Annotated in this window: 20 protein-coding genes, 1 pseudogene and 1 riboswitch; of the genes and pseudogenes, 14 read left to right on the top strand and 7 right to left on the bottom strand. The window is 74.8% G+C overall.

The window, feature by feature from the left end; genetic code table 11:
- Window positions 1-517: 517 nt before the first annotated feature.
- From PS271_RS01410 to PS271_RS01375, 8 genes are all read left to right on the top strand, one after another.
- Window positions 518-2695 (top strand): hypothetical protein, encoded by a 2178-nt coding sequence (locus tag PS271_RS01410; RefSeq protein ID WP_398379349.1) that lies wholly within the window; start codon window positions 518-520, stop codon window positions 2693-2695.
- Window positions 2696-2761: 66 nt separating this feature from the next.
- Window positions 2762-4312 carry a GT4 family glycosyltransferase PelF gene (gene pelF / locus PS271_RS01405; RefSeq protein ID WP_398379348.1) on the top strand — a complete coding sequence of 517 codons (1551 nt, stop codon included), beginning with the start codon at window positions 2762-2764 and terminating at the stop codon, window positions 4310-4312.
- Window positions 4309-5766, top strand: coding sequence for a hypothetical protein (locus PS271_RS01400; protein ID WP_398379346.1), 1458 nt, complete (start codon window positions 4309-4311; stop codon window positions 5764-5766). Before pelF ends, PS271_RS01400 begins: the two co-directional genes overlap by 4 nt.
- Window positions 5767-5898: 132 nt before the next feature.
- Window positions 5899-6900 (top strand): SDR family NAD(P)-dependent oxidoreductase, encoded by a 1002-nt coding sequence (locus tag PS271_RS01395; protein ID WP_398379344.1) that lies wholly within the window; start codon window positions 5899-5901, stop codon window positions 6898-6900.
- A gap of 60 nt (window positions 6901-6960) precedes the next feature.
- Window positions 6961-7674, top strand: coding sequence for a nucleotidyltransferase family protein (locus PS271_RS01390; protein WP_398379342.1), 714 nt, complete (start codon window positions 6961-6963; stop codon window positions 7672-7674).
- A 9-nt stretch (window positions 7675-7683) separates the two neighbouring features.
- Window positions 7684-8583: an NAD-dependent epimerase/dehydratase family protein gene (locus PS271_RS01385; RefSeq protein ID WP_398379340.1), complete on the top strand. Its 900-nt coding sequence runs from the start codon at window positions 7684-7686 to the stop codon at window positions 8581-8583.
- Complete coding sequence (locus tag PS271_RS01380; RefSeq protein ID WP_398379338.1) at window positions 8580-9332, top strand: spherulation-specific family 4 protein; 753 nt, start codon at window positions 8580-8582, stop codon at window positions 9330-9332. Before PS271_RS01385 ends, PS271_RS01380 begins: the two co-directional genes overlap by 4 nt.
- Window positions 9329-10195, top strand: a complete 867-nt coding sequence (locus tag PS271_RS01375) for an endo alpha-1,4 polygalactosaminidase (RefSeq protein ID WP_398379336.1) — start codon at window positions 9329-9331, stop codon at window positions 10193-10195. The genes PS271_RS01380 and PS271_RS01375 overlap by 4 nt, the downstream gene beginning before the upstream one ends.
- Window positions 10196-10234: 39 nt before the next feature.
- Here the strand turns inward: PS271_RS01375 and PS271_RS01370 are convergent, their stop codons facing one another.
- Window positions 10235-10654: a YchJ family protein gene (locus tag PS271_RS01370; protein WP_398379334.1), complete on the bottom strand. Its 420-nt coding sequence runs from the start codon at window positions 10652-10654 to the stop codon at window positions 10235-10237.
- Between the two features lie 141 nt (window positions 10655-10795).
- Between PS271_RS01370 and PS271_RS01365 the strand changes: the two genes are divergently transcribed.
- Entirely contained in the window at window positions 10796-11554 is a 759-nt protein-coding gene (locus PS271_RS01365) for a polysaccharide deacetylase family protein (RefSeq protein WP_398379332.1), read from the top strand.
- Window positions 11555-11695: 141 nt separating this feature from the next.
- On the top strand, window positions 11696-14035 hold the full coding sequence (locus PS271_RS01360; protein ID WP_398379330.1) for an FUSC family protein: 2340 nt from the start codon (window positions 11696-11698) through the stop codon (window positions 14033-14035).
- A gap of 25 nt (window positions 14036-14060) precedes the next feature.
- On the opposite strand, the pseudogene PS271_RS01355 reads toward PS271_RS01360, so the two are convergent.
- A pseudogene (locus PS271_RS01355) lies at window positions 14061-14441 on the bottom strand (universal stress protein); the annotation flags it as partial.
- 72 nt (window positions 14442-14513) lie between these two features.
- Window positions 14514-16061: an FAD/NAD(P)-binding protein gene (locus tag PS271_RS01350; protein WP_398379328.1), complete on the bottom strand. Its 1548-nt coding sequence runs from the start codon at window positions 16059-16061 to the stop codon at window positions 14514-14516.
- Between the two features lie 118 nt (window positions 16062-16179).
- Between PS271_RS01350 and PS271_RS01345 the strand changes: the two genes are divergently transcribed.
- Together PS271_RS01345 and PS271_RS01340 are read left to right on the top strand one after the other, a co-directional pair.
- On the top strand, window positions 16180-17715 hold the full coding sequence (locus PS271_RS01345; protein WP_398379326.1) for an MFS transporter: 1536 nt from the start codon (window positions 16180-16182) through the stop codon (window positions 17713-17715).
- Between the two features lie 15 nt (window positions 17716-17730).
- Window positions 17731-18963, top strand: coding sequence for a sodium/calcium exchanger protein (locus tag PS271_RS01340; RefSeq protein WP_398379324.1), 1233 nt, complete (start codon window positions 17731-17733; stop codon window positions 18961-18963).
- Between the two features lie 42 nt (window positions 18964-19005).
- Here the strand turns inward: PS271_RS01340 and PS271_RS01335 are convergent, their stop codons facing one another.
- Entirely contained in the window at window positions 19006-20088 is a 1083-nt protein-coding gene (locus PS271_RS01335; RefSeq protein WP_398379322.1) for a carboxylate-amine ligase, read from the bottom strand.
- Between the two features lie 344 nt (window positions 20089-20432).
- Window positions 20433-20595: riboswitch (cyclic di-AMP (ydaO/yuaA leader) on the top strand.
- Window positions 20596-20599: 4 nt separating this feature from the next.
- Between PS271_RS01335 and PS271_RS01330 the strand changes: the two genes are divergently transcribed.
- Window positions 20600-21073: a C40 family peptidase gene (locus tag PS271_RS01330; protein WP_120757296.1), complete on the top strand. Its 474-nt coding sequence runs from the start codon at window positions 20600-20602 to the stop codon at window positions 21071-21073.
- A 138-nt stretch (window positions 21074-21211) separates the two neighbouring features.
- On the opposite strand, the gene PS271_RS01325 is transcribed toward PS271_RS01330, so the two are convergent.
- Together PS271_RS01325 and PS271_RS01320 are read right to left on the bottom strand one after the other, a co-directional pair.
- A complete protein-coding gene (locus tag PS271_RS01325; protein WP_398379319.1) occupies window positions 21212-22282 on the bottom strand; it encodes a S1 family peptidase in 1071 nt (356 codons plus the stop codon).
- A 554-nt stretch (window positions 22283-22836) separates the two neighbouring features.
- Window positions 22837-23043 carry a hypothetical protein gene (locus PS271_RS01320; RefSeq protein ID WP_398379317.1) on the bottom strand — a complete coding sequence of 69 codons (207 nt, stop codon included), beginning with the start codon at window positions 23041-23043 and terminating at the stop codon, window positions 22837-22839.
- Between the two features lie 226 nt (window positions 23044-23269).
- Between PS271_RS01320 and PS271_RS01315 the strand changes: the two genes are divergently transcribed.
- Complete coding sequence (locus tag PS271_RS01315; RefSeq protein WP_398379315.1) at window positions 23270-26236, top strand: AfsR/SARP family transcriptional regulator; 2967 nt, start codon at window positions 23270-23272, stop codon at window positions 26234-26236.
- A 27-nt stretch (window positions 26237-26263) separates the two neighbouring features.
- Here PS271_RS01315 and PS271_RS01310 read toward each other — a convergent pair whose 3' ends face one another.
- A complete protein-coding gene (locus PS271_RS01310; protein ID WP_398379313.1) occupies window positions 26264-26791 on the bottom strand; it encodes a DUF4231 domain-containing protein in 528 nt (175 codons plus the stop codon).
- Window positions 26792-26817: the final 26 nt, after the last annotated feature.

Genomic DNA, 26817 nt, shown 5'->3' with positions numbered 1-26817 from the left:
GGGCGCCGGGGAGCGCGCGCCGGGGAGCCCACGGCGCGCACCCATGTTGTCACAGGTCATCGCGGCGCGGCCGGCATCCCGGCACGGAACCGGACGCCTTGCCCGGGGTGAACATGCCGCAGTCAATTCCGGCCACCGGCCGAAGAGTTCACCTCGGCTCCTGGCCAGTGAGCCAGCGAGAGCTCCGGGCATGGCGCACTATATGCCTGGGCGGTCGAGAGACTGTTGAGAGACGCAAGTGCCTCTCGATGCCGCGGCACCGGTGTGCCCGGCGCGCCCGCGTTACGCCGTGCGGTCCGGCTCCGGCCGCGCGGCTCGGTCACGGGCATCGGTGTCCGGGGCCGTGGGGGGATCCGGCAGGCGGTCGCGTGGGGAGGCATGACCGCCGTGGGGCCGTGCCAGTGGGGATCAACTGGGGACCGATCAGCTGTGCGGGCCGCGCCGTCGGCGCTGCGCGCACATGTCTTTGGACCGGAGGGCCGCGCCGTGCGCGCCGCCGTCCTGGGGGGAGAATCCTATGGGTCGTCCGACCCGCCTTGCCGCAGTACTGTCTGCGGCCGCTCTGCTCGCCGTCGCCGCTCCGGCCGGCGCGGCCCGTGCCGCCGACCCCGCGCCCAGGATCGACCTGCGGGTCCTCGTCGTGGACGACGGCGGGCCCGCCACGGAGGCGCTGCGCGCCGAGCTCGACGGCGCCGGCACGCCGTACACCAAGGTGGACCTGACGGACAGCCGCCGGCAGCGCATCGACGAGGCCTTCCTCAGCGACACCACCGACGGCAGACCCCGGGCCAAGTTCCAGGGCGTCGTGCTGCCGAACGAGAACCCGTTCGGCGCGGACTCGCCGGAGATGGCCGCCCTCGCCACGTACGAGAAGCGCTTCGGCATACGGCAGGTCGACGCCTACACGTACGCGAGCCCCAAGGTCGGCCTCAACAGCCCCCAGGACGGGGGAGGGTACAGCGGGCCCCTCGACGGCAAGACCGCACAGGTGACCGCGGACGGCGCCACCGGCCCCTTCGGCTACCTCAAGAAAAACGTTCCCTTCGAGGACAACGACACCTCCGTCAACGAGAGCTACGGCTATCTCGCCGCGCCCCTCGCGCAGCAGGAGCAGGGCGCCTCCTACACCAGCTACCTCGACGCGCCCGTCCCCGGCGGCAGCGCGCGCGGCTCGCTGATCGGCCAGTACACCCACGACGGCCGCAGCGAGCTCGTCGTCACCTTCATCGCCAACCAGTACCAGAGCCAGTTCCGGCTGGTCTCCCGCGGCATCGTGGAGTGGCTGACCCAGGGCATCCACCTGGGCGCCTCCCGCAACTACTTCGGCGTGCACGTCGACGACGTCTTCGCCTCCGACGACCGCTGGGACACCAAGCGCAAGTGCACCCCCGGCGACGTCGACTGCCCCGGCAACCCCAGCCCCGACAGCCCGCCGATCCGGATGACGGCGGCCGACGCCCAGTACGCCAAGCAGTGGTCGCAGAGCCACAACCTCCCGCTCGACCTGGCCTACAACGGCGTCGGCAGCGAGGAGTTCAAGGCCGAGCACGGCGGAACCTACGATCCCCTGCTCGACCAGCTGCGCGCCGACCAGAAGTCCTTCCGCTGGATCAACCACACCTACACCCACGCCTTCCTGGGCTGCGTGCAGAACACCACCGTCGTCCCCTGGAAGTGCGCCACCGACCTCCTCGGCAACATTCGCTGGGTCAGCCGCGCCACCATCAGCGGCGAGATCGGCAACAACCTGAACTGGGCGGCGCGCCAGGGCCTGGCCCTCGACAAGGACGAGCTGGTGACCGGTGAGCACTCCGGTCTGAAGACCACGCCCCAGCAGCCCAAGGACAACCCCGAACTCGCCCCGTCCCTCGCCCAGTACGGCGTCGGCTGGGTCGCCGGCGACAACTCGCGCGAGCCCCAGCAGCGGCCCGTCGGCTCCGCGCTCACCGTGCCGCGCTACCCGATGAACGTCTACTACAACGTCGGCAAGGCCACCGAACAGACCGACGAGTACAACTGGCTGTACACGAAGAAGGCCGACGGCGGCAGCGGCATCTGCGAGAACTCCTCCACGACCACGTGCCTGAAGGCACCGCTGGACGTCAAGACCGGCTTCTCGTCGTACATCGTGCCCCTGGAGGCCCGCATCGCCATGGGCCACGTCCTGGCCAACGACCCGCGGCCGCACTTCATGCACCAGTCCAACCTCTCCGAGGAGCGGATCGGCTACAGCGTCCTGGAGAAGGTCCTCGGCGACTACTCCGGCCTCTACGCCGACAACACCCCGCTGGTCAACCTCCGCATGCGCGACATCGGCGCGGAGATGAGCAAGCGGGCCGCCTGGAGCGCCGCGCTCGCCGCCGGCAAGGTCACCGCCTACCGCATCGGCAGCGCCGTCACCGTCTCCGCACCCGCCGGCACGCAGATCTCCGCCACCCTGCCCGGCGGCACCGTGCGCAACGACACCAACGCCGCCTTCGGCGACGCCTACGCCGGCCTGCGCTCCGGCTGGGCCGCCCCCGCCGCCGGCCAGACCGGCCTCGGCCTCACCCTGCCCGCAGCCGCCACCCCGGCCGCCGGCGCGCAGGCCTCCGCCACCGCCCGCGTACAGCCCCCGGCCCGCACCGCACTCCCGGTGCCCGAGGGCGTCACCGGCCGCGTTCCGTACGGCCCCGGTGACGCCGCCCGGCGCTGACCCGGCCCGCCATCACTCCGTGCCGCACCACCCCTGCACAGCCGACACTGGAGAGAACCGAGTTCTATGCACGGACCGCCTGCCGAAACGGCATCCGACACTCCCTCGGTGACGCTGCTCACCGAAGGAACGTACCCGCACAGCCATGGCGGAGTGAGCGTGTGGTGCGACCAGCTCGTCCAGGGCATGCCCGACGTCGACTTCCGGGTGATCGCGGTGACCGGCACCGGCCGCGAACCGCTCGCCTGGGACCTGCCGCGCCACGTCCGGGGAGTGGAGAGCCACCCCCTGTGGGGAGCGCCGCCCGCCGGGCGCGCGCCGCGCGGCCGGGACCTGCGCGCCTTCCTCACCGCTTACGAGCAGTTCCTGCTGTCCCTCCTGGACCCGGCCCAGGAACAGCACTTCGCCCGCACCTTCTACCGCCTCGCCGACCACGCCGCCTCCGGCGCCCTCTCGGCAGCCCTGCGCGGCGAGGCCGCCGCCCGCACCCTCGTCCGCGTCTGGAACCGCCCGCACCTGCACACCGCGGCCGCACGCCCCACCCTGCACGACGCGCTGCTCGCCACCGACCTGCTGGAGCACGCGCTCCGCCCGCTCGCGGCGACCCCGCCCGCCCGAGGCGTCACCCACGCCGTCAGCGGAGGGCTCGCCACGCTGCCCGGCCTGCTCGCCCACCACCGGCACGGCACCCCCTTCCTCCTCACCGAGCACGGCATCTACCTCCGCGAGCGCTACCTGAGCTTCCGTGCCGAGGCCTACCGGTGGCCCGTCAAGGCCCTCATGCTGGGCCTGTTCCGGCTGCTCGCCGTGGAGAGTTACCGCCGCGCCTCCCTGGTCACCCCCGGCAACCGCTACAACCGGCGCTGGGAGGAGCACGGCGGCACCCCGCCGGACCGCATCCGCACCGTCTACAACGGCGTCGACCCGGCGGCGTTCCCGCCCGCCGGGCCCGAGCCGGAGCAGCCCACGCTCAGCTGGGCCGGGCGCGTCGACCCCATCAAGGGCCTGGAGACGCTGATCCGCGCCTTCGCCCTCGTCCGCGAGGAGATACCGGACGCCCGCCTGCGGCTCTTCGGTGGCACCCCGCGCGGCGGCGAGGGCTACCGCACCGCCTGCGAGAAGCTCGCCGCCGAGCTCGGCGCCGGCGAGGCCGTCGTCTTCGAGGGGCGCGTCGACGACATCCGCGACGCCTACGCCGCCGGCAACGTGGTCATGCTCTCCAGCATCAGCGAAGGATTCCCCTTCACCCTCATCGAGGCCATGTCGTGCGGGCGGGCCACCGTCTCCACGGACGTCGGCGGCGTCAGCGAGGCCGTCGGCGACACCGGCCTCGTCGTACCGCCCCGCGACCCCGAAGCCATGGCCCGCGCCGCCCTGAAACTCCTGCACGACCCCGCGCTGCGCGCCGACATGGGGGAGCGGGCCCGCCTCCGGGTGATCGAGCAGTTCACCCTCCGGCAGACCATCGACGCCTTCCGCGACATCTACCACGACCTCGCCGGCACCCGCCGGACCGGTCCCTTCGAACGCCCCTGGCGCACCCCGGCGCAGCCGGACCGGGCCGTCGCGGACGCCGAGAGACCCGTGATGGCCATGGCCGCGGGTGGTGCAGGATGAGCGGCTTACTGCGCCTCGTGCCCGGCGAGCCCGAGCCCGCCCACGACCTGGCGGCCGTACCCGCGACGGCGCGGCCCCGGCCGCGGCCCCGCTGGGCGGCCGACCCCGTCGACGCCCTCGCCGAAGAACTGGCCGAGGTGTGCGCCGCGGCCGTCCACCCCGACGAGATCGCGGCCGTCCTGGAGGCCGACGGCCTCACCGGCGAGCAGATCACCGAACGCTACGGCCGCGCCGACGCGTTCGAGCTCGCCGCCGAGCTGTACGCGCGCGTCCCCCGCAGCCACCCCGAGCCCGGGCCCCGCCCGGACCCGTGGAAGGTGCGACCGGGCCGCTTCGTCCTGCGGGCCCTGGTCTTCACCCTGCCCGGCTTCGGCTACGCGCTGGCCGCACCGCTGATGGCCGGCGCCCGCGACGGCTACGGCCTGCCGCGGGGCACCGCCGGGCTCGTGGCCTCCGCCCTCGTGGCCTGGGCGTGGAACCAGGCCCTCGCCCACCGCGCCTACCTGCGGCTGGCGACGGGCGGACGTACGGCGGCGGCCCGCTGCCTGCAGTGGGGCGCCCCGCTCGGCGCCCTCCTGGCCACGGCCGCGGCCCTCGCCCTGCCCGGCCTGGCCGGGGTCACCGCGTTCGCGGCGGGCCAGGCGCTCTACCTCGCCGCGGCCACGGTGCTGCTGGTCCTCGGCCGGGAGAAACTGCTCCTCCTCACGCTGGCGCCCACCGCAGCCGGGGGAGCGGCGCTCCTCGTCGTCCAGCCGCCCGGCGCCGTCCGCACCGGCCTGCTCCTCGCCACCGCGGCCGGCGTGCTCGGCACGGCCGCGTACGAGATCCTGCGCGCCCGCCGGGAAGGGGAACCGCCGCAACAACCCCGGCTGTCGCCGCTCGCCTCCGTCCCGTACGGCCTGTTCGGCCTGGGCTGCGGCGTGTTGACGACCCTCGCCGCGCTCGGCGACGTCCTGCGCCGCACCCCCGGCGCGACCACCGCCGGAGCCGCCGTCATCGCGCTCACCCTCAGCATGGGCGTCGCGGAATGGCTGCTCTACCGCTGCCGCGGCACCGCCCTCGCGGCACTCGCCCGCTCCACCACCACCGCCGGGCTGAAACTCGGCGCGGCCCGCATCCTGGCCCTGTGCGTCGCCGCCTACCTCGCGGCGCTCGCGGCGCTCGACCTCGCCACCGGCGCCCTGTGGCCCGACGGCCCGCCGGTCACCGCCGCGCGCACGGCCGCCCTGCTCGCCCTCGGCGCCGTCCTGTGGACCGGACTGCTCCTCCAGGCCTTCGGCGTCGCCTGGACCCCGGCCCTGCTCTGTCTCGGCGCCGCCGGCGCCGAAGCGGCCGCGCTCGCCCTGCGGCTCTCCGCACCCGTCGCCACCCAGCTCGCCGTCTGTACGGCGGCGGCAGCGGGCTTGCTCGCCGCCGCCACCGCCCTGCTCAGCCGCATCACCGCGCACCGCTGACGCACCGTCCGCTCCGTACCGCCGCTCCGCAGTTCCGCCGCTCCTCCGCACGCCGGTTCCTTCGCTCCTCCGCACGTCCCCGCTCCGCCGCGGCGCCCGCCGCGTTCCGCTCACGCAAAGGGAGACACCGTCATGTCCGCACCCGCCCCCGTCGCCGTCACCGGCGCGGAAGGATTCATCGGCTCGCACCTGGTGGAAGCGCTCGTCGCCGCCGGCCACCGGGTCCGCGCGATGGTGCAGTACAACTCCTTCTCCTCCTACGGGTGGCTGGAGACCGTCCCCGCCGAGGTGATGGACAACGTGGACGTCATCCTCGGTGACGTCCGCGACCCCGGCTCCGTCCAGGGCCTCGTCACCGGCACCGAGGCCGTCTACCACCTGGCCGCCCTCATCGCCATCCCGTACTCCTACCGCGCCCCGCACAGCTACGTGGAGACCAACGTCACCGGCACCCTCAACGTCCTCGAAGCCGTGCGCCACCTCGGCATCCCGCGCCTGGTCCACACCTCCACCAGCGAGACCTACGGCACCGCGCAGACCGTGCCCATCAGCGAGGACCACCCCATCAACACCCAGTCGCCGTACGCCGCTTCCAAGGCCGGCGGCGACCGCCTCGCTGACAGCTACCACGCCAGCTTCGACGTCCCCGTCGTCACCCTGCGCCCCTTCAACACCTTCGGGCCGCGCCAGTCCATGCGGGCCGTCATCCCCACCGTCATCGGCCAGGTCGCCGCCGGGGAGCGCACCATCACCCTCGGCGACCTGCGCCCCACCCGTGACTTCAGCTACGTGAAGGACACCGTCGCCGCCTTCCTCGCCGTCGGCACCGCCCCCGCCGCCGACGTCGTCGGACGCACCTTCAACTCCGGTACGGGCGAGGAGATCTCGGTCGGCGACCTCGTCACCCTCATCGGCAAGATCATGGACACCGAGCTGGAGGTCCGCGCCGACGAGGAGCGCATCCGGCCCGCCGCCTCCGAGGTCATGCGCCTGGTCTGCGACGCGACCCGGCTGCGCACCGCCACCGGCTGGGCCCCCGGCCACACCTTGGAGGAAGGACTCGCCCGCACGGTCGCCTTCTTCCGCGACCCGCTGAACCTCGGCCGGTACAAGGCCGGCATCTACAACGTCTGACGCGGCGGCACCGCTCGCCGCCCGTCCAGGGCGTCACCCACGCAGAGAGGAACAGCACCCATGCATGTCGTCATTCTTGCCGGAGGCAAAGGCGTCCGGCTGCGGCCCTACACCACCGCCCTGCCCAAGCCGCTCGTCCCCATCGGCGAGGAGCACGCGATCCTGGAGATCGTGATGCGCCAGCTCGTGGGCGCGGGCTTCACCAGCTGCACCCTCGCCATCGGCCACCTCGGCCACATCATCCGCGCCTACGTCGGCGACGGCTCCCAGTGGGGCATACGCGTCGACTACGCCACCGAGGAGAGCCCCCTGGGCACCATGGGCCCCCTCCTCACCATGCTCGACCGGCTGCCCGAGCACTTCCTCGCCATGAACGGCGACATCCTCACCGACCTCGACTTCGGCGATGTGTACCGTACGCACGTGGCATCCGGAGCCCCGCTGACCATCGCGACCTACGCCCGCCAAGTGAGCATCGACTTCGGCGTGCTGACCACCGACTGCGACAGAGTCGTCGGGTTCGCGGAGAAACCCAGAATGGACTACCGCGTCTCCATGGGCGTCTACGGCGTCTCGCGCACCGCCCTCGCCCGCTACACCCCCGGCCTCCCGCTGGGCTTCGACGAGCTGGTGCTGGACATGCTGGAGGCACAGACCCCGCCCCGCGCGTACGAGTTCGACGGCTACTGGCTCGACATCGGCCGGCCCGACGACTACGACCGCGCCAACCGGGAGTTCTCCCTGCACCGCGACATGCTGATCAAGGGAGCGTGAACGGCAGGCATGCGCATCCTCGTCCTGGGCGGCACCGGCTTCCTGGGCCGGCACGCCGCCGAGCGCCTGCGCGCCCTCCCGGGCGCGCAGGTGCTCCACGCCGGGCGGTCCCCCCGCGCGGACCTCCCCGCCGACCTGGCCCGCCCGGACGCCGGGCGGCTCGCCGCCGCGCTGCGCAAGGCCGCGCCCCACGCCGTCGTCAACTGCGCGGGCGCCGTGGGCGGCAGTGCGGTCGACCTCGCCGGCGTCAACGCCCTGGGCCCCGCGGCCCTGTGCGCGGCGCTCGCCGAGGCCGCCCCGCGGGCCCGCCTCGTCCACCTGGGCTCCGCCGCCGAGTACGGGCCGGCCGACCGTCCCCTCACCGAGACCGACCCCGCCCGCCCCGCCGGCCTCTACGGCGCCGCCAAACTCGCCGGCACCCTCGCCGTCACCGGCTCCGGCCTCGACGCCGCCGTCCTGCGGGTGTTCAACCCCATAGGCCCCGGCGCGCCCGCCGCCTCGCTGCCCGGCCGGCTCGCCGGGCTGCTCCGCGAGGCCGGGCGGGACGGCCGGGTCCGCGTCGGCGACCTCTCCGCCCACCGCGACTTCGTCGACGCCCGCGACGTGGCCGACGCCGTCGCCCTCGCCGTCACCGCGCCCGGGCCCCTGCCGCCCGTGCTCAACATCGCCGGCGGCACGGCCCGCCCCGTCCGGGCCGTGGCCGAGGCGCTGGTCGCCGCGGCGGGCTTCCGCGGCCTGCTCGACGAGGACGGCGCCGGCTCGTCCCGCTCCGCCGCCGTGCCCTGGCAGGAGGCCGACGTCTCCCTGGCCCGCACGGCCCTGGGCTGGTCGCCGCGGCGCTCCCTCGCCACCTCCGTCGCCGACCTCTGGGCCGAGGTCCTGGACCGCCCCGAGGAGTGCGCCCGATGACCCCGCCGGGGCCGGCGGGCGGGCGGCTGCTCGTCCCGCTCTACGTCCACCCCGCGGCCGACCCCGCGGCGTGGGCCGCCCTGGCCGAGGCCGCGCCCCGGCTCCACAGCGTCGTCCTCAACGCCGCGGACGGGCCCGGGCAGCGGCCCGACCCCGCCTTCCACACCGCCGCCGAGCGGCTGCGCGGCGCGGGCGTCCCCCTCCTCGGCTACGTCGACACCGGCTACGGCCGGCGCGCCCCGCGCGCGGTCGTCGGGGACATCCGCCGCCACCGCCGCTGGTACGGCGTCGACGGCGTCTTCCTCGACCAGGTCCCGGCCCACGCCGCGCCGCTGCCCCACTACCGCCGGCTCGTCCTGCTCGCCAAGGCGCTCGGCGCGCGGACGGCCGTCCTCAACCCCGGCACCCACCCCGACCCCGGCTACGCCCGCATCGCCGACCTCCTCGTCACCTTCGAGGGCACCTGGGAGGCCTACCGGCGGGCCGCGGTCCCCCCGTGGACCGCCGACCACCCGCCGACCCGCTTCTGCCACCTCGTCTACGCCGTCCCGCCCGGCCGGGCGGCAGACGTCGCCCGCACGGCTGACGGCCGTGGCGCAGCGATCCACTGCGCGGTCCCGGGCGAGGGCGCGAACCCCTGGCGCGCGGCGCCGTGGCTCAACGGGGAGCCACGCCCGGGGGCGGGGCTCGGGCCGGGCGAGCCCCCGCACCGTGCGGGCGAGCCGTCCTTTCTGCGGAGGGCGCGGTGAACCCGCGGCGGCAGAGGCCGTACGCCGTGCTGGCCGCCTTGCTCCTGCTCGCCGCCGTGGCCGGCTGCTCCGGCACGGAGGCCGGGGACGGGCCGGACGACGACGCCGACGGCACCCCCGTGCCCAGCTCCTCCGGAGCGGACCGCCGCGCGGGCGGTCCGCACTGGCAGCCGCGGCCCGGGCTGCGCTGGCAGTGGCAGCTCGACGGCAAGGTCGACACCTCCGTCGGCGTGCCCGTCTACGACATCGACGGCTTCGAGAACTCCGCCCGTACGGTCAAGGAGCTGCACGACCGCGGCGCCAAGGTGATCTGCTACGTCAACGCCGGCGCGTGGGAGGACTTCCGCGCCGACCAGAAGGAGTTCCCCAAGCGGCTGCTGGGGGAGCCGAACAAGGGCTGGAAGGGCGAGAAGTGGCTGGACATCCGCCGCCTCGACGAGCTCCGGCCGATCATGGCGGCCCGCTTCGACATGTGCCGGGAGAAGGGGTTCGACGCCGTCGAGCCGGACCTGACGGAGGGCTACCGCAACCGCACCGGCTTCCCGCTGTCCGGGGCGGACCAGCTCGCCTTCAACCGGATGCTGGCCCGGCTCGCCCACGACCGCGGCATGGCCGTGGGCCTGAAGAACGACCTCGACCAGATCCCCGCCCTCGTGGGCGACTTCGACTTCGCGGTCAACGAGCAGTGCGCCGAGTTCGAGGAGTGCGAGAAGCTGACGCCTTTCGTCAAGAACGGCAAGGCGGTCTTCCACGTGGAGTACGCCCTGGAGCCGAAGGAGTTCTGCGCCGAGGCGCAGCGGCTGGGGCTCAGCTCCATGCGCAAGAAGCTCGGGCTGGACGCGTGGCGGGAGCCCTGCCACTGAGCCGTACCCGTACAGCCGCGGCCCCGGCGGCAGCGCGGCTCAGACCTCGGCCACGTACACCCACCGGCCGTCCTCGCGGACGAAGCGGCTGTTCTCGTGCTGGGAGTCCGCGTGGCCGTGGGCCGCGTAGTGGGCGCGGAACTCGACCGTGCCCTCCTGGTGGAAGGGCGTGCCGTCCGTCGTCCCGAGGATCTCCAGCCGGGTCCACTGCATGCCGGGGTCGAACTCCAGGCTGCCGGGCCGGGTGGTGGAGTGCCAGGTGCGCAGCAGGTAGGCGGCGTCCTGGACGGCGAACGCGCTGTAGCGCGAGCGCATCAGCCGTTCGGCGGTCGAGGCCGTCCGCCGGCCGTCGTGCAGGGCGCCGCAGCAGTCGCCGTAGGCGGCGTCCAGCCCGCAGGGGCAGGGGGAGCCGGCGGTCACGGCCGGCCGGGGTGCGTGGTGTCTGGTTTTTCCGCTCACCCCACGATTGTGCCCGTTCCCCGGCCCGGCCCGGGCCGCAGGGCGCCCGCCGTGTGACTCCGTAGGCGGCGCACTGCTGGCGGCCGTGCGCGGGCGCCGGAATCATCTGAACCCCAGCCGTGCCCCCGGGAGGAGTCCCCCGTGCTCCACACGTCCCCCGTGCCCCGCACCCTCCGCGTACGGTCGCCCTTCGTCGCGGCCCTGGCCGCACTGCTCCTGACGCTGTGCTGCCTGCCCGCCGCCGCCTCCGCCCCCGCGACCGTCCGCCCCGCCCCCGCGGACTCCTACGACCGGAGCAGATGCGGCAACACGTCCAAGCGGGTGCTGCTCACGCTCGACGACTGGTCGTACGACCACGTCGAGCGGGCCACGGAGGTGGGCGCGTACCTGAAGGGCCGGCGGATCCGCGCGGCGTTCTTCCTCATCAACGAGTACGCCTCGCAGCACCCGGAGGTCGCCAGGACCCTGCGCCGCCAGGGGCACTGGGTCGGCAACCACACGTGGTCGCACCCGCACTTGACGGGCCTGTCCGAGGAGGCCGCCCGCAAGGAGATCGGCGACGGCGTCAAGAGCTCGCTGTTCCGGCCCCCGTACGGCGACTACGGCCCGCGCGAGGAGCAGATCGCCGCGGCCCGCGGCGCCCGTGTGTGCACCTGGACGGTCGACACCCTCGACTGGGAGGGCGGGGACGGCCGCTACCCCGACGTCGCCACGCTCCGCGCGAGGGTCCGCAACGCCCCCGCCGCGGACAAGCGCGGCGGCGTGATCCTCGGGCACCTCTTCACCCGCTACCCGGACGCGCTGCCGGGCATCGTCGACGACCTGCGGGACCAGGGCTACTCCCTGTGCCGCAACACCGGCCCCACGACGACGGTGATCGCGGACCCGCTGCGGTGCTGACCGCCCGCGGTGGTGACCGTCAGCCGAGCGACGAGGTGAACGGGGTGTCGCCTTGAAGCTGACGGGACTTCACTTAATGTGAGGAAACACTATGATCCGCACAATTGGCCGGAAGGCGCCCCGGTGGCCGCAGGCGTGAGCATGCCCGTCCGCAGGCTCCTGCGGCACGAGGGCGTGCCGCAGGCGGCCCGCCGTGCCGTGTGGACGGTGGCGGCCGGCTGCCCGGGCTTCTACCTCTTCCGGTACGTCACCGGCGACCCTGTCATGGCCCTGTACGCGATCTTCGGGGCGCTTCCCCTCGCCATGTTCTGCCGCGTCCCCGGCCCCGCGCCGCAGCGGACCCGCACCCTGCTCGCCGCCCTGCCCGTCGGCTGGGCCCTCGTCACCGCCGGCACCCTCCTCGCCGTCAGCCCCTGGGCCGCGGCCGCAGGCATGTTCGCCGTCGGCTTCGCCGTCTCCTTCTGCGGCTTCGGCGGCCCGCGCCTGACCGGCCTCGCCATGGCCTTCCAGCTCTTCTACGTGCTGCCCTGCTTCCCGCCGTACGAGCCCGCCACCCTCGGCTCCCGCCTCGCCGGCCTCACCACCGGCATCCTCCTGACCGTCCTGGCCGAGCGGTTCCTGTGGCCCGAGCCCGACCCCGTCCCCTACCGCGCCGTCCTCGCGCGGGCGGCCGCGGCCGTCGCCGACTACACCAGCGCCACCGCCTACCACCTGGAGGCCGGCGGCGGGGCCCTGCCCGAGCGGGAGGCGGCCGACCGGGCGCTCGCCGCCGCCCGCGTCTCCCGCGTGCCCGTCACCGACCGCCCCGCCTCGCCCTCCGCGCACGACCGGGCCCTCAACCACACCCGCGCGGCCGTCCGCCACGTGCGCGACCAGCTCGACCGCCTCGCCGACTGCCCCGGCCCCCTGCCCGCCGGCCCCGACGCCGTCACCCTGCTCCGGCACACCGAGCTCACCCTGCGCTCCGTCGCCGGCGAGCTGCGCACCGGCACCGCCGGCACCCACCCCGACCCGCTGCCCGCCGCCCTCGCCGCCTTCGACGCCGTCCGCGCCGCCGGCCTGCGGGGCACGGCCGGCGAGCGGCTGCGCCAGGACGCCGTCGCCCGGGCCGCCGCCGAAGGCACCCGGCTGGCCTCCGAGGCCGCCCGCATCGCCCTCGGCCACGGGCCCCCCGCAGGCCACGGCCCGCCGCCCGGGGACACCGGCCGCACCGCGCGGCCCGGCACGGACGTCTTCGCGTACGCCACCACGCCCGCGTACCGGCTGTGGTGGTGGCGCCTGCGCGTCCACCTGACACCGCACTCGGTCCACCTGCAGAACGCCCTGCGCCTGGCCGTCGCGCTCGCCTGCGCCCGGCTGGTCGTCGGCGCCCTCGACCTCTCGCACGGCTTCTGGGTGCTGCTCGCCACCCTCAGCCTCATGCGCACCTCGGCGGCCGACACCCGGGCGGCCCTGGCCCCCGCCTTCACCGGCACGGTCGCGGGTGCGGCCGTCGCGGCCCTCATGCTCTACGCCGTCGGGGACCGGCCCCTCGTCTACGCCGTCGCGCTGCCGTTCGTCATCCTCATCGGCTTCACCCTGGGCCCGCCGCTCGGGCCCGCCTGGACGCAGGCCGCCTACACGCTCGCCTTCGTCCTCGTCTTCAGCCAGTTCTCCACCGCCGACTGGCGGCTGTCCGAGATCCGGATCCTCGACGTCCTCGTCGGCGGCGCGATCGGTGCCGTCGCCGGCCTGCTGGCCTGGCCGCGCGGCGGCCGGGGCGAACTCGGGCGAGACATGGCCGACTTCCTCGCCGAGTGCGCCGTGGCCTGCCGCGCCGTGACCGCGCTGCTGGGCGACGACCGGTTCCAGCGCGAGCGCTCCCAGGGGGACCCGCTGCACCCCGCACGCCGCGCGATGTACCTGGCCGAGGCCTCCTTCGCGCAGTATTTGACGGAGCGCATGCACCGCGAGCGGCCCGAGCAGCACTGGGAGGCCGCCCTGGCCACCGGCCGCGCCGTCGTGCACGGCGCCGAGCTGCTGCTGATGACCCACCAGGACGGCCTGCGCGAGCCCCTCCCGCCGGGCCCGGCCGCCGCCCTGACCGGCCTCGCGGGGCAGGTGGCCCAGGAGGTGCTGCGCGCGGCGGACTCCTTGCGCAGCGGCCCGCCCGGCGAGCCCCGTACGACCGTCTCCCGCTACCCGGCGGAGGAGTCCGGCCCGCTGCGCCGCGCCACCGACCGGCAGCCGGGCATCAGCGACGCCCACGTGCTGCTCATCGTCGACACCGAGGCGTGGCTCACCGGCGTGGCCCACGACGCGGTGCGGACGCGGGCGGCTCCGCGCCGGACGGACGTGCCGGCCACACGTCGAGCAGACCCGCCGGGATCGTGGCCGGCGGCCGGGCCGGGCGCCGCCGCGGACGGCCTCCGGCACCGTCCTCCTCCGGTTCGTCCCCGGCACGGGGGTGGACGACCAGGACCGGGCACCGGGCGTGCCTGAGGCAGTGGCGGCTGACCGAGCCGTGCACCAGCCGGTGGACGGGGCCGTGGCTGCCCGCCCCCATCACCAGCATGTCGGTGTCCTCGCGCGCGCACGCGACCAGTGCCGGCCCGGCGTCCGCCCGCATCACCCGCGGGCGCACCCGCAGCCGCCGCGCGTCCGCGCCCAGAGCCCTCCGGCAGGCCCATGACAGCTTGTCCCGGGCCGCTCGCTCCCAGTGGGCGCAGACGTCGGGCGGCGCCGGCTGCACGGCGTCGGCCGCCTCTCCGCCCGGGGGCCGCCAGGCGAGCACCGGGCAGAGCACGGCACCGTGGTGATCCGCCTCCTGCGCGGCCTGCCTGAGGGCGGCCAGGCTGCCCGCCGATCCGTCCACTCCGACGACGACGCGCGTCACGTCCTTGGGCATGGGCTCCGTCCTTTCCCTCCGCGGACCTTCGTCCGGACTCCTTGTCCGGCACTGTCCGGCTCCTTGCCCACGCTAGGAAAGACAGTCCCCGGACGGCATCGGCCGTATGACCGAAATGACCGAAAAGGCGGGATCGGGGGATGGCGTCTCCGCCAGCCGGTCCGCGACCTGCCGGGCCTGGCGGACCACGTTCCGCAAGTGGTTCGCGAAGGGGATGCGGACGTGCGTGCCGACCCCCACCACCCACACGCGCTCCGGCGGCGCCCCCGGCCTGCTCCGTACCCGCAGGTCCGCCTCCAGGCGGCCGACGGCCGTGCCCCCGGCGGGCGCCCCGTCCAGGTGGAGGGCGGTCCGCTCCCGGTCCCAGTGCAGGACCGGCCGCTCGAAGCCCGTGGCGTTGACGACGTAGTCGTACGCCTCCGGCGCGGCCCCGGAGCGCTCCACCCGCCACAGGCCGCCCTCGAAGGAGACGGCCCGCGGATAGGGGCGGGCCACGCGCAGCGCCCCCGAGTCGAAGTGCGCGAGCAGCCGCCGGGCGTTCACGCGGGCCAGGGCGGTCGCGTACCGGTCGGTCAGCCAGGCGAACTCCGCCGACAACTCCTCCAGCCGGCCCGCGGGCAGCGCCGGGGCGAGCTCGATGAGCTGCTCGATCATGGGCACGATGACGTCCGGCCAGGCACAGGCGCCCGCCTCGGCCAGGGCGGTCTCCTCGCGCAGCCGCTGCACCGGATCCGAGGCGCGGGAGACCTGCCGGCGCAGCGGGCGCCGGTCGTACAGCCGCACCGCCTCCACGACGCACCGCGCCAGACGGTCCTCCAGGTACGGGTCCGCCGGGTCGAGACGGGGGACGCGCTCCAGCGGCGGGTACGCGCGCAGCGGCGCGGCGAGGGACTCGCGCACGGCGGGCAGCTTCCCCGACGGCGAGCTGAGGGTGGCGCGGTGCCCGTCGCGGCACAGCAGGAGCGCCGCGTCGGCCGCCGACTGGTGGGTGCCGAGGACCAGCACCCGGGAGCGCGGGCGCAGGCCCTCCCGGATCCGGCTCGACGGGTAGGGGCTGTCGAGGTAGCGCGGGTGGTGCCGGAACTCGGCGAAGCCGTGCGGGATGCGGGGACGGTGGACTCCCGTGCAGACGACGACGTCGACGGCGTACAGCTCCTCGCCCGTGCTCAGCCGCACCCGGTGGCCACCGCTGCCGTCCGCCGCCGTGCCGATGCTCTCCGCCGAGGCCCGCACGTGCTCCACGGCGATGCCGGCCCGCCCGGCCTGCTCCCGCGCCCGGGCGGCGCGGTCCGCGCAGTACTCGGCCATGCGGGCGCGCGGGACGCAGTCCTTCGCGGAGCCCGTCCAGCCGTGCGCGCGCAAGTGCTCGACGAAGTCGCCGGGCCGGTCGGCGAGGAGCGAATTGAGCTCGGCGGCCGAGTTGCACAGCAGCAGCGGGTCCTCGTCCCCGAAGGCGAGCCCCCAGCCGGCCGGGCGGGGGTCCACCACGCGGACGGCCCGCACGGGGTGCGGCGGCCGGCGGCCGCCGAGCGTGCGGACCAGGTGCAGCAGCAGGCTGGTGCCGGCGACCCCGCCGCCGATGACGACGACCTCCCGGCCGGTGTCACCCTTCACAACCACCGCCCTTCTCCCGGCTCTCACTCCCGGGCCCGTAGAGCACAATGCCCAGCCGGCCGGCCCGCGGAACTCGCACGGCCTTCCGGATGCGGGCCACCGGACCTGCGGATACGTTCCGGCTGTGGACCGTCTCTCCCCCGAAGGCCCCCCTGAGCAGGCACAGGCCGACCCCGCGCGCTGGGCGATGCTCGCCGTCCTGTGCGCGAGCCTGCTGCTCGTGGCCATGGACGCCACCATCCTCAACGTGGCCCTGCCCTCGCTCATCAAGGAGATGCGGCCCGACGCCCTCGAGCAGCTCTGGATCATCGACATCTACGGGCTCGTCCTCGGCGGCCTGCTCGTCACCGCGGGCGCGGTCGGCGACCGGTACGGCCGGAAGCTGCTGTTCACCACCGGGTTCACGGTCTTCGGCGCGGCCTCGGTGCTCGCCGCCACGGCAGGCCTGACCGAGAGCGTCCTCCAGCTGATCGCCGGGCGCGTCCTGCTCGCCGTCGGCGGGGCCATGGTGATGCCGTCCACCCTCTCCCTGATCCGCACCATCTTCCCCGACCCCCACGAGCGCACCCTCGCCATCGGGATCTGGGCCGCCGTCGCCGGGGCGGGCGCCGCGATCGGCCCCCTCGCCGGCGGACTGCTGGTGAACGCCTTCTCCTGGTCGGCGGCGTTCTGGGTCAACGTCCCCGTCGTCCTGGCCACCGTCGTGGCGGCCGTCCTCCTGCTGCCCGAGTACCGCAGCCCCTCCCACCACGACCTCGACCTCGTCGCCGCCCTCCTCTCGGTGGCCGGGGTGGTCCTCACCGCCTGGGGCATCAAGCACCTGGCCGGCGGCTTCCGGCCCGTCGACCTCGCCGCCCTGCTCGTCGGCCTCGCGGCCCTGACCTGGTTCGTCCGCCGCCAGCTGCAATCCGCCGACCCGCTGCTGGACGTCCGCCTCTTCGCGAGCCGCCCCTTCCTGGCCGCGGCCCTCGCCACCCTCATCGCCATGATGGGCATCGGCGCGGCTCTCTACCTGATCTCGCTCTGGCTGCAATACGTCCGCGGCCACGACGCCCTCGCCGCCGGCCTGCACACCCTGCCGGTGGCCCTCGCCCTGCTCGCCTCCTCGCTGCTGACGCCGTGGCTGCTGCGCCGCACGGGCGTCCGCACCGTTCTGACGGCGGGTCTGGCCGCCCTGATGTGCGGCTTCGCCCTCCTCGCCGCCGCGCCCCATCCGCTGGGCTACGGCGTCGTCGCCGTCGCCCTCGTCACCTTCGGCATCGGCGACGGCATGGCGATCACCGCCGCTGCGGCCGTCATGGTCGCCGCCGTCCGCCCCGAACGCGCCGGCCAGGCCGGCGCCGTCTCCGAGAGCGCCTACGAACTGGGCATCGGCTTCGGCGTCGCCCTCCTCGGCAGCATCCACACCTCCCTCTTCCGCTCCGCCATGCCCGCCGGCATCCCGCCGGCCGCCCGCGCATCGGTCGGCGGCGCCGACCAGGCGGCCCGCGCCCTCGGCTACGGCACGAGGGAGGGCCGCACCCTGCTCGCCGCGGCGAGAACGGCCTTCGACGACGCCCTGCGCACCACGTCCCTGGTCTCGGCGGTCATCGTGGCGGCGGCCGTGGCCCTCGCGGCATTCCTCGTCCCGAAACACTTCCGCGCGGACTCCGCGCACTGACGTTCAGGAGCCGGTATGCGCGAGTCGGCGGCCCCGCCCTCCGTCGCGGCGAGCGCGGTGCGGATCGCGGGTGCCTGTGCCGGGGCGGTTCCTGCGGTGGTGGTGCGGTTGGGTGGGGGTGAGCCGGCGCCGGGGGCGGCCGTTGCCGTGTTCGGGCTCGGGGTGGTGAGTGCGGCGCTGTTGCTGATGTGGGCCGCGGAGACGGCCCGCGCGGACATGGCCGGGGCGCTCGCGCTCGCCCTGCTGGCCTTCATCGCCGTGCTGCCCGAGTACGCCGTCGACCTCTACTTCGCCTACGCGGCCGGATCCGACCCCTCTTACGCGGCGTACGCGGCCGCCAACATGACCGGTGCCAACCGGCTGCTGGTGGGCGTCGGCTGGCCGCTCGTCGCGCTCGCGGCCGCGCTGTCCCGGCGCCGCCGGGGCGTCGCGCCGGGCCCGGTCGTCCTGGAGCCGCACCGCCGGATCGACGTGGCCTTCCTCGCCGTGGCCGCGGTGGTCGCCTTCGTCATGCCGCTCACCCGGGAGATCGGCTGGTACGTGCCGGCCGTGCTCATTCCCTGGTACGGCTACTACCTCTACCGGATCGGGAAGTGCGGTTCGGGCGAGATGGAGGAGATGGCCGGCGTGCCGGCGCGGCTCGCCGCGCTGCCCCGGGCCGGCCGGCGCACCACGACGGCCGTGCTGTTCGCCGGCGCCGCGGCGGTCGTCTTCGCCTGCGCCGAGCCGTTCGCGCACGGCCTGGTCGAGGCGGGCGCCTCGCTCGGCATCGACCGCTTCGTCCTGGTGCAGTGGCTCGCGCCGCTCGCCTCGGAGGCGCCGGAGCTGATCGTCGCCGTGGTCTTCGCGTGGCGCGCGCGGGCCGGCGACGGGCTCGGCGCACTGCTGTCCAGCAAGGTCAACCAGTGGACGCTGCTGGTCGGCTGCCTGCCCCTTGCCTACGCGCTCGGCGGGGGAGGGACGGCCCTGCCGCTGGTCACCCGTCAGGTCGACGAGGTCGCCCTGACGGCCGCGCAGACCGTCCTGGCCGTCGTCGTCCTGCTGGACCTGCGCTTCGCGCGGTGGCAGGCGGCCGCGCTGTTCGTCCTGTTCGCGGTGCAGTTCGCGCTGCCCGGCGAGTACGCCCGCCAGGTGCTGACCTACGTCTACCTGGGCCTGGCGGCCCTCCTGCTGACGACGCGGGTCCGGCACCTCCCGGCCACCGGGCGGGCCCTCGGCGGGCGGATCGAGGGCGATCCGCACTTCTGACGGGGTGCCGGCAGGATTCCGGCGAGGGCGCCCGGCCGTGGCCTACGGCTCCGCGATCAGCTCCATCACCGCCTTCAGCCCGTCCGTGGCCAGCGCCCGGCGCTGCCGGTCGGCCGGGGTGCCCCGGCGCAGCAGCCGGTGCACCAGCGAGCTCACCTGCCGGGTGTCGCCCGCCTCCTCCAGCGACTGCCCTATGTGGACGAGGAGGGAGCGGACGACGTCGTCCGCGGCGCGGCGCAGGCCCGCGGGGTCGACGAGCACCCCGTCGAGCCCGTGCCGCGCGGCGTGCCAGTTCGCGGCGGCGAGCAGCTCCGGCAGGCAGGGCGTCGGGGGCCGCCCGGCCTTCTCGTCGCGGAGGGCGGTGGCCACCAGCCCGCGGACGATGCCGGCGAACATGACGGAGTCGTCGGCCCGCAACTGCACGTCCAGGCAGCGCACCTCGATCGTGGGATAGCGCTCCGAGAGCCGCGCCTGCCAGTACAGCTGGCCCCGGTCCGCGATCGCACCGGCCGTCATCAGCGCGTCGATGCGCTCCTCGTAGTCCGCGAGGCCGTGGAAGTACGGCGGCGGTCCGCTGACCGGCCAGCGGCTGTAGACCACGGTCCGCCAGCTGGAGAAGCCGGTGTCCTGGCCGTTCCACAGCGGGGAGTTGCCCGCCATGGCGACGAGGACGGGCAGCCAGGGCCGCACCCGGTTGAGGACCGCGACGCCCATCTCGCGGTCGGGGATGGCGACATGGACGTGCATGCCGTGGACGAACTGCTCGTCCACGAGCTGGGCGGCACGCGCCCGCATCGCCAGATAGCGCGGGTTGATGGTGACCGGGACGGGCTCGGGGCCCGAGCACGGCGCCGTTCCGCAGGCGGCGATCCGGCAGCCGGACCGCTTGGCGGCGGAGCTCACCGCGTGGCGCAGCCGCAGCAGGTGCCGGCCGGCCTCGGCGAGATCGGAACAGACCGGAGTGGCGACTTCCACCTGGGCCTGCAACAGCTCCGCCTGAATCTCCCGCTCGTGCACGACCGGATCCAGGTCGACCGCCGCCCGGACCTCGTCGGCCAGGGGTACCGGCAGTGCGGTGGCCGGGTCGAGCAGAAGATACTCCTCCTCGATCCCTAGGGTGAGCATGCCGTAGGGCTACCCTCGGGCCCTTGCGGCGAACCGCACGGAGCCCGCCGCCGCGGCTTTCTGACGCAAAGACGCCCTGCCGCGCCCCCGTTCACCTCGTCCTTCGCGCCCCGCCCAGGTGACTCGAATCCGTTCTTCAACCGCCTTTTGATAAACGGGATTTCACGCTGCGCACGATGCCGGGTAACACCCCGGTTCCACGGGACCACGCGAAGTGAAGAAGTTCACAGAAGCCCCTTTCGGCTCCGAATTCCGGCAGTTCGTGATGCAGGATCGTGCAGCGAACAACAAGATCCCGTCACCGAGGCGGGCGACCCGGGCGGACGCCGAGTCCTGCCGCCGTACCGGGTGCGGAGCAGAAACGAATGGATCGGCAGGAGCGGGAGACCCGAGCACGGCGGACCACGATGGCGGTGGTCCTTGGGGTGAAGCCATTTCAGATGGCCGGGCAACTTCGACAGCCCGAACCCGACAGGTCATCTTTCGCAGGCGGATGACGAAGGGTTTTGGCATGTCTGCGTTCCCTGGCATATCCACGCTCATGTCCCGCGCCGGTGCCGCCTCCGTGGTCACCGCCGCCACCGTGACCGCGTCCATGCTGCTTCCCGGCATGTCGGCCGAGGCGAGTGCGGCCACCCCGGGTGCCGCCGCCCTGAAGGTCGCGGCCTCCAAGCAGGGCTCCCCCTACCAGTACGGCGCCGCCGGCCCCAACCGGTTCGACTGCTCGGGCCTCACGCTCTACTCGTTCAAGAAGGTGGGCAAGAACCTGCCGCGCACCGCGGCCGACCAGTACAACAAGACCCGGCACATCTCCTCCGGCTCCCGTCAGGCGGGCGACCTGGTCTTCTTCCACTCGGGCAGCAACGTCTACCACGTCGGTATCTACGCGGGTAGCAACAAGATCTGGCACTCGCCCAAGCCCGGTGCGTCGGTGCGTCTGGAGAAGATCTGGTCCGGCAGCGTCTGGTACGGCCGGGTCAACTAGCCACGCCACCTGATCGTGCCAACGGCCCGGGGCGACCGCCCCGGGCCGCACACGCCCGACCGGGCCGGGGCGACCCTACCCCGGCCCGGAGACCTCCGGGGATCCCTCCGCGGGCATCCCCGGAGGAGCGCGGGTGCGTCAGGGCAGCTGTGCCCCGAACGCCTGGAGGGCCGCCGGTACGGGCTGGAAGAACGTCTCGCCGCCGGCGGAGCAGTCGCCGCTGCCGCCCGAGGTGAGGCCGAGGGCGGTGTCACCGTCGAAGAGCGCGCCGCCGCTGTCGCCCGGCTCGGCGCAGACCGAGGTGCCGATCATGCCGTCGACCGCGCCCTCCTCGTAGTTGACGGTCACGTCGAGGGCCGTGACCTGGCCGTCGTGGACGCCGGTCGTGCTGCCGCTGCGCTGCACCGTCTCGCCGACGGTCGCTTCCCCGGCCCGGCTGATGTTCTGGGTGCTGCCGTTGTAGAGGTCCACCGCGCTGGGGTGGGCGGTGGACGAGGTGTAGCGCACGATCGCGTAGTCGTGGCCGGGGAACGTCGAGCTCTCGGTCGCCCCGATCCGGGCGCCGCTCTGGGTGGCGGACCAGGTCTGCGAGGCGTTGCCGCAGTGGCCGGCCGTGAGGAAGTACGGCTTGCCGCCCTTGGTGACGTTGAAGCCCAGGGAGCAGCGCACGCCGCTGCCCCAGATCGCGTCGCCGCCCGCGATGAACGGGCGCAGCGTCCCGGCCGTTCTCTTCACGACCGCCTTGTCGCCGAGGCTCGCGACGACCTTGTCGAGGCGGTCCTTGCGGGCGCCGGTGACGGTGCTGTCGGCGGTGACGACGACCTTGTTCAGGCGCGGGTCCACCGCCCAGGCCGTGCCCGGAATGGAGGCGTCCGCCTTCAGCGTTCCCCGGGCCGAGGCGAGCTCGGTCGCCGAGTGGCGCACGGTCCTCGGCTCGGCGCCCGCGGCCCGTACCCGCGCGGCCGCCGCCTGGTCGAGGACGCCGACGACGAGCCGGCCGCTGCCGGCGTCGTAGTACGCGCCGGCCGAGTCCGCGCCCAGGTCGGCCCCGATGCGCTGGGCGAGCTCCGCGGCCTGCGGAGAGGAGAGCTGACGGGGCGCCGGCGAGCTGGCCTGCGCGCTGGGGAGCGTGAGCGCCGCGGCGGTCAGGGCCGCCACCGCCGCACCGGCGGCGGCCGTACGGCGCGTGGAGATGCGGGAACGTTTCACTCGTGGCCTCCTGTGGGGGAGCGCCCGGCGGCGCGGTGGCGCCCGGGCAAGGTGGAGGACGTGCGTTACGTCGTGCGCGTGCGTGCTGCGCGTACGTCATGCGCCCACGTACCGCGCACGGGTGGGACAGGGAGCGCGACAGGCCGATGTGATCGTCGCGTCCATGTCAAGAACGGGATACGGGCGAGTATCCCGAGGCGGCGAACGGAAGTTCAAGAGCGACATTCGGTCGTGCGAACGGTCCCGGCGGCGGACCCCCGGCGGCTCACCCGTACCGCGAGCCGTCCCCCTGAACGGGGGTGACGCGTACGGACGCAGGCCGGGCGGTGAGCGGACGGCGAGGCGTACGCCTGTCCGGTATTCGTCACCCGCGGGCCGTCCGTGCCGGGGCCGTGGGGCGGCCTTTGCGCAGTCTTAACGGGCAACGGTTCCTCTCGCGCGACCGTTCTTCACGGCTGGAGACGGCTCTCCGCGGCCGGGGGCGGTACGGCGCCCGCAAAAACAAGGCCGGGGCCCGCCGTTCGCACAGCGGGCCCCGGCCTTGTCACCCCCCGTTACTGGGCGCCGGACGTGTGGGTCGGGCGGATCGGGCCGCTGCCCCCCTGCCCCTGCGCGGCGCCCCCCTCCACGTGCTCGACCGGCTGGTCCAGCTCGGTCGACATGGCCTGCTCGGACGGCGTGGCGGGCCGGCCGGACGCCGTGGCGGCCTGCTCGGCGGGGGCCCCGGCCTGCTCCGTGTGCTTGGGGTCCTCAGCGGTCATAGCGAACTCCTGTAGACAAGGCGCGTCGTGACGCGCCGTGAAAAACATGTGCTTGAAGTATGTATCGGCGCCATCAACGTACGATCAACGACCCCTCGCCGGGCGCGGCCGCCCCCGCCCGCAGGCGGAGCCGGCCGCATTCACCGGCCCCTGCTCTTGTAAGGGACACTGAGGTACTGTCACCGCTGGCGCCGGACGGATCCGGCACGGCACGGTCGGGGGAGACATGCGGGAGACAACGGAGCCGTCCGCTCCCCTGCTGCACTTCCAGCTGCTCGGCCCGGTCCGCGCCCGGGCGGGCGACCGCGACGTGGACCTCGGGGCGCGCCAGCAGCGCGCCATGCTCGCCGTCCTCCTGCTCCGCGGCGGCGCCACGGTCTCCAGCGACGAGCTGATCGACGCCCTGTGGGGCGAGAACGCACCGCCCCAGGCCCTCGGCACCATCCGCACCTACGCCTCCCGCCTGCGCACCCTCCTGGAACCCGGCCGCGCCTCCCGTACCCCCGCGACCGTCCTCGTCTCCGTCGCCGGCGGCTACGCCCTGCGCGTCGAGCCCGAGCGCGTCGACGCCCACGTCTTCGAACGCCTTCTCGCCGAGGCGGCCGCCGCCCGCACCGCGGGCGACACCGGGACGGCCCACGCCACCTACGCCGCGGCGCTGGAGCTGTGGCACGGCACCGCGCTGGCCGGACTCCCGGGCCCGTACTGCGAGCGCCAGCAGGACCGGCTCACCGAAGCGCGCCTCGCCGCCCAGGAAGGCCTCTTCGAGTGCGCCCTGGCCCTCGGCCGGCACGCCGAGGCCGTCCCCGAGCTCACCTCGCTCGCCGCGGAACACCCGCTGCGGGAGCGGCTGCGCGCCCAGCTGATCCTCGCCCTCTACCGCTGCGGCCGCCAGGTCGACGCCCTCGCCGCCTACGCCGACGCACGACGGCTGCTCGTCGAGGAGCTCGGCGTCGAACCCGGCCCCGAGCTGACCCGGCTGCACGCCCGGGTCCTGGCCGGCGACCCCGGGCTCGCCCTGCCCACCGCCGAAGCGACCGCGGGCGGCCCCGCCGAGGACCGGCGCCCGGCCGGCGCCCCCTTCCAGCTGCCCGCCGGCATACCCGACTTCACCGGCCGCGAGGAGCTGCTCCGCGAGGTGCGCGGCGCGCTCACCGGAGCCGCCGGCCCCGCCGTGCCGATCGCCGTGCTCACCGGCATCGGCGGCGTCGGCAAGACCACCCTCGCCGTCCACGCCGCCCACCTCGCCCGCCCCGGCTTCCCCGACGGCCAGCTCTACGTCGACCTGCGCGGCACCGGCGCCGACCCCGCGGACAGCGGCAGCGTCCTCGCCCACTTCCTCCAGGCGCTGGACGTCCCCGAGGCCGACATCCCCGACGACCTGGAACAGCGCGCCGCCCTCTACCGGTCCGTGCTCGCCGACCGCCGCGTCCTGCTCCTCCTTGACAACGCCCGCGACGCCGCCCAGCTCCGCCCGCTGCTCCCCGGCACCGCCGGCTGCGCCGTGCTCGTGACGACCCGCTCCCGCGCCGTCACCCTGGGCGGCGCCCGGCAGTTCCACGTCGGCGTCTCGAGCGAGGCCGAGGCCCTCTCGCTGCTGGCCGCCATCGCCGGAGAGGAGCGCGTCTCCGCCGAGCCGCGCGCCGCCAAGGCCCTGGCCGCCGCGTGCGGCCACCTGCCGCTCGCCGTCCGCATCGTGGCCTCCCGCCTCGCCTCCCGGCCCGGCTGGACCGTCGCCTCCCTCGTCGCCCGCCTCGACGACGAACGCCGCCGCCTCGACGAACTGCAAGCCGGCGACCTCACCGTGGAGAGCACGTTCCGGCTCGGCTACACCCACCTGCCGGACGACCAGGCCAGGGCCTTCCGCCTGCTGGCCCTCGCCGACGCCCCCGATCTCCCCCTGGCCGCCGCGGCCGCCCTCCTCGACTGCGACGAGTTCACCGCCGAGGACCTCGCCGAAGGCCTCGCCGACGCCGGCCTGCTCGAGTCGTACGCCCCCGGCCGGTACCGCTTCCACGACCTCCTGCGGCTCTACGCGCGTCGCCGCGCCGAGCGCACGGAGGCGCCCGAGGACCGCGGCGCCGCCGTCGCCCGCCTCCTCGACCACCTGCTCGCCACCGTCGGCAACGCCTCCCGCCTCCTCGAACCCGACCACGCCCTGCACCGCCACCTCCACCCCGTCACCACCCCCGGCACCGCCTTCGCCGACGCCGACGAGGCCCGCCAGTGGCTGCGCCGCGAGCACATCACGCTCGCCGCCGGCCTCGCCCAGGCCGTCCGGGCCCTGCCGGGCGCGCTGCGCCCCGCGGGCGACGTGCTGCTCACGTGGTCGGGCCTGATCGAGGGCCCGGCGCACCGCGACGAACTGCGCCGCCTGTCCGAACTGAGCGCCGTCGCCGCGCGTGAGGCGGGCGACCTGCGCGTCGAGGCCCGGGCCCGCTACACCCTCGGCAACCTGCACTACTTCACCGACGTGTACGAGGCGGCCGAGCGCGAACTGTCCGAGGCCCTGCGCCTCGCGGACGCCGCCGGCGACCCCCTGTGCCGCCACCTCGCCGCCAACGCCCTCGGCATCCTCTGCTTCGCCACTGACCGCCCCGCCCGCGCCCTGCCCCTGCTGGAGCAGGCCCGCCACCTGTGCGACGCCCTGGGCGACAAGGGCAGCGAGGCCCGGGTGCTCGCCAACACCGCCCGCGTCCGCCTGGCCCTCGACCGGCCCCGCGAGGCCGAGCGCGACGCCGCCGAGGCCGTCCGCATCGCCCGGGCCACCGGCAACGGCCCGACCATCGCGCTGACCCTCTACCAGCACGGCTGTGTGCTGCACAAGACGGGCCGCCCGGATCTGGCGGCCCGTCAGCTCCAGGACGCCCTCGGGTCCTTCATCGAGCAGCAGCAGCGCGGCTGGGAGGGGCTGGCCTGGGCCCGCCTCGCCGAATGCCGCCTGGCCGAGTGGCGCGACGAGGACGCGGTCTCGTGCGCCGAGCAGTCCCTGAGCATCGCCCGCGACCTGGGCAAGACGTACTGCCAGGGCCTGGCCCTGGCCGTCCTCGGCCGGGCCCGCGCCCGCCTGGGCGATCCCTCCCGCGGTCAGGACCACCTCCGCGAGGCCCTGACCCTCTTCGAACGCCTGGGGGTGCCCGAGGCGGCCTGGGTGCGGGAGCTCCTGGCCGGGGCGCCCGCACGGGTGCGGTGACGCGGCGCCGGAAGCCCGCGCCGGGCGTCAGCGTACGGCGCGGTGGCCCGTCCCGCCGTTGACCGGCTGGACGGCCGGGCCCGGGTCCGGCAGGTTCTTGAAGAACTGCGAGGACTCCCGGTGGCGGATCTTGAACACCGCGTCGAGAAGGGCGTTCGCCGAGCGGGACGCCCCGTCGGTGCCGTCGGCGCCGAGGCCGCCCGCGCACCACTGGAGATAGACGCGGGTGAGCTCGATCTCCGTCTCCCGGAGCAGTATCCAGGAGACGTCCCAGCGGTAGAGGCTCTTCATGGCGGTGGTGACCGCCACCAGGAATCCCGTGCCCGATATCGCGGCGCTCTTCCCGGTGAAGTCGAGCGAGGTCAGGACCGGCAGGGCCGCGCCGGCCAGGATCACGACCGCCCCGCTCAGCCGGTAGAAGCGCCGGTGCCAGGTGGCGCGGGCGTCGTAGAAATCTATGACGTCCAGGACGTAGCGCTCGGTCGCGGCGGTGAAGCCCTTTTCGGAGCTCCGCCAGCGGGGCGCGGAGAATCTCAGACCCAGTTTCCTCAGCACACTCTTCCTCGCACTCACTCGCAACT

This window comes from Streptomyces sp. SCA2-17, assembly GCF_044336695.1.
Note: the sequence above shows the minus strand (reverse complement) of the source record. Positions and strands in the feature narration are given on the sequence as shown.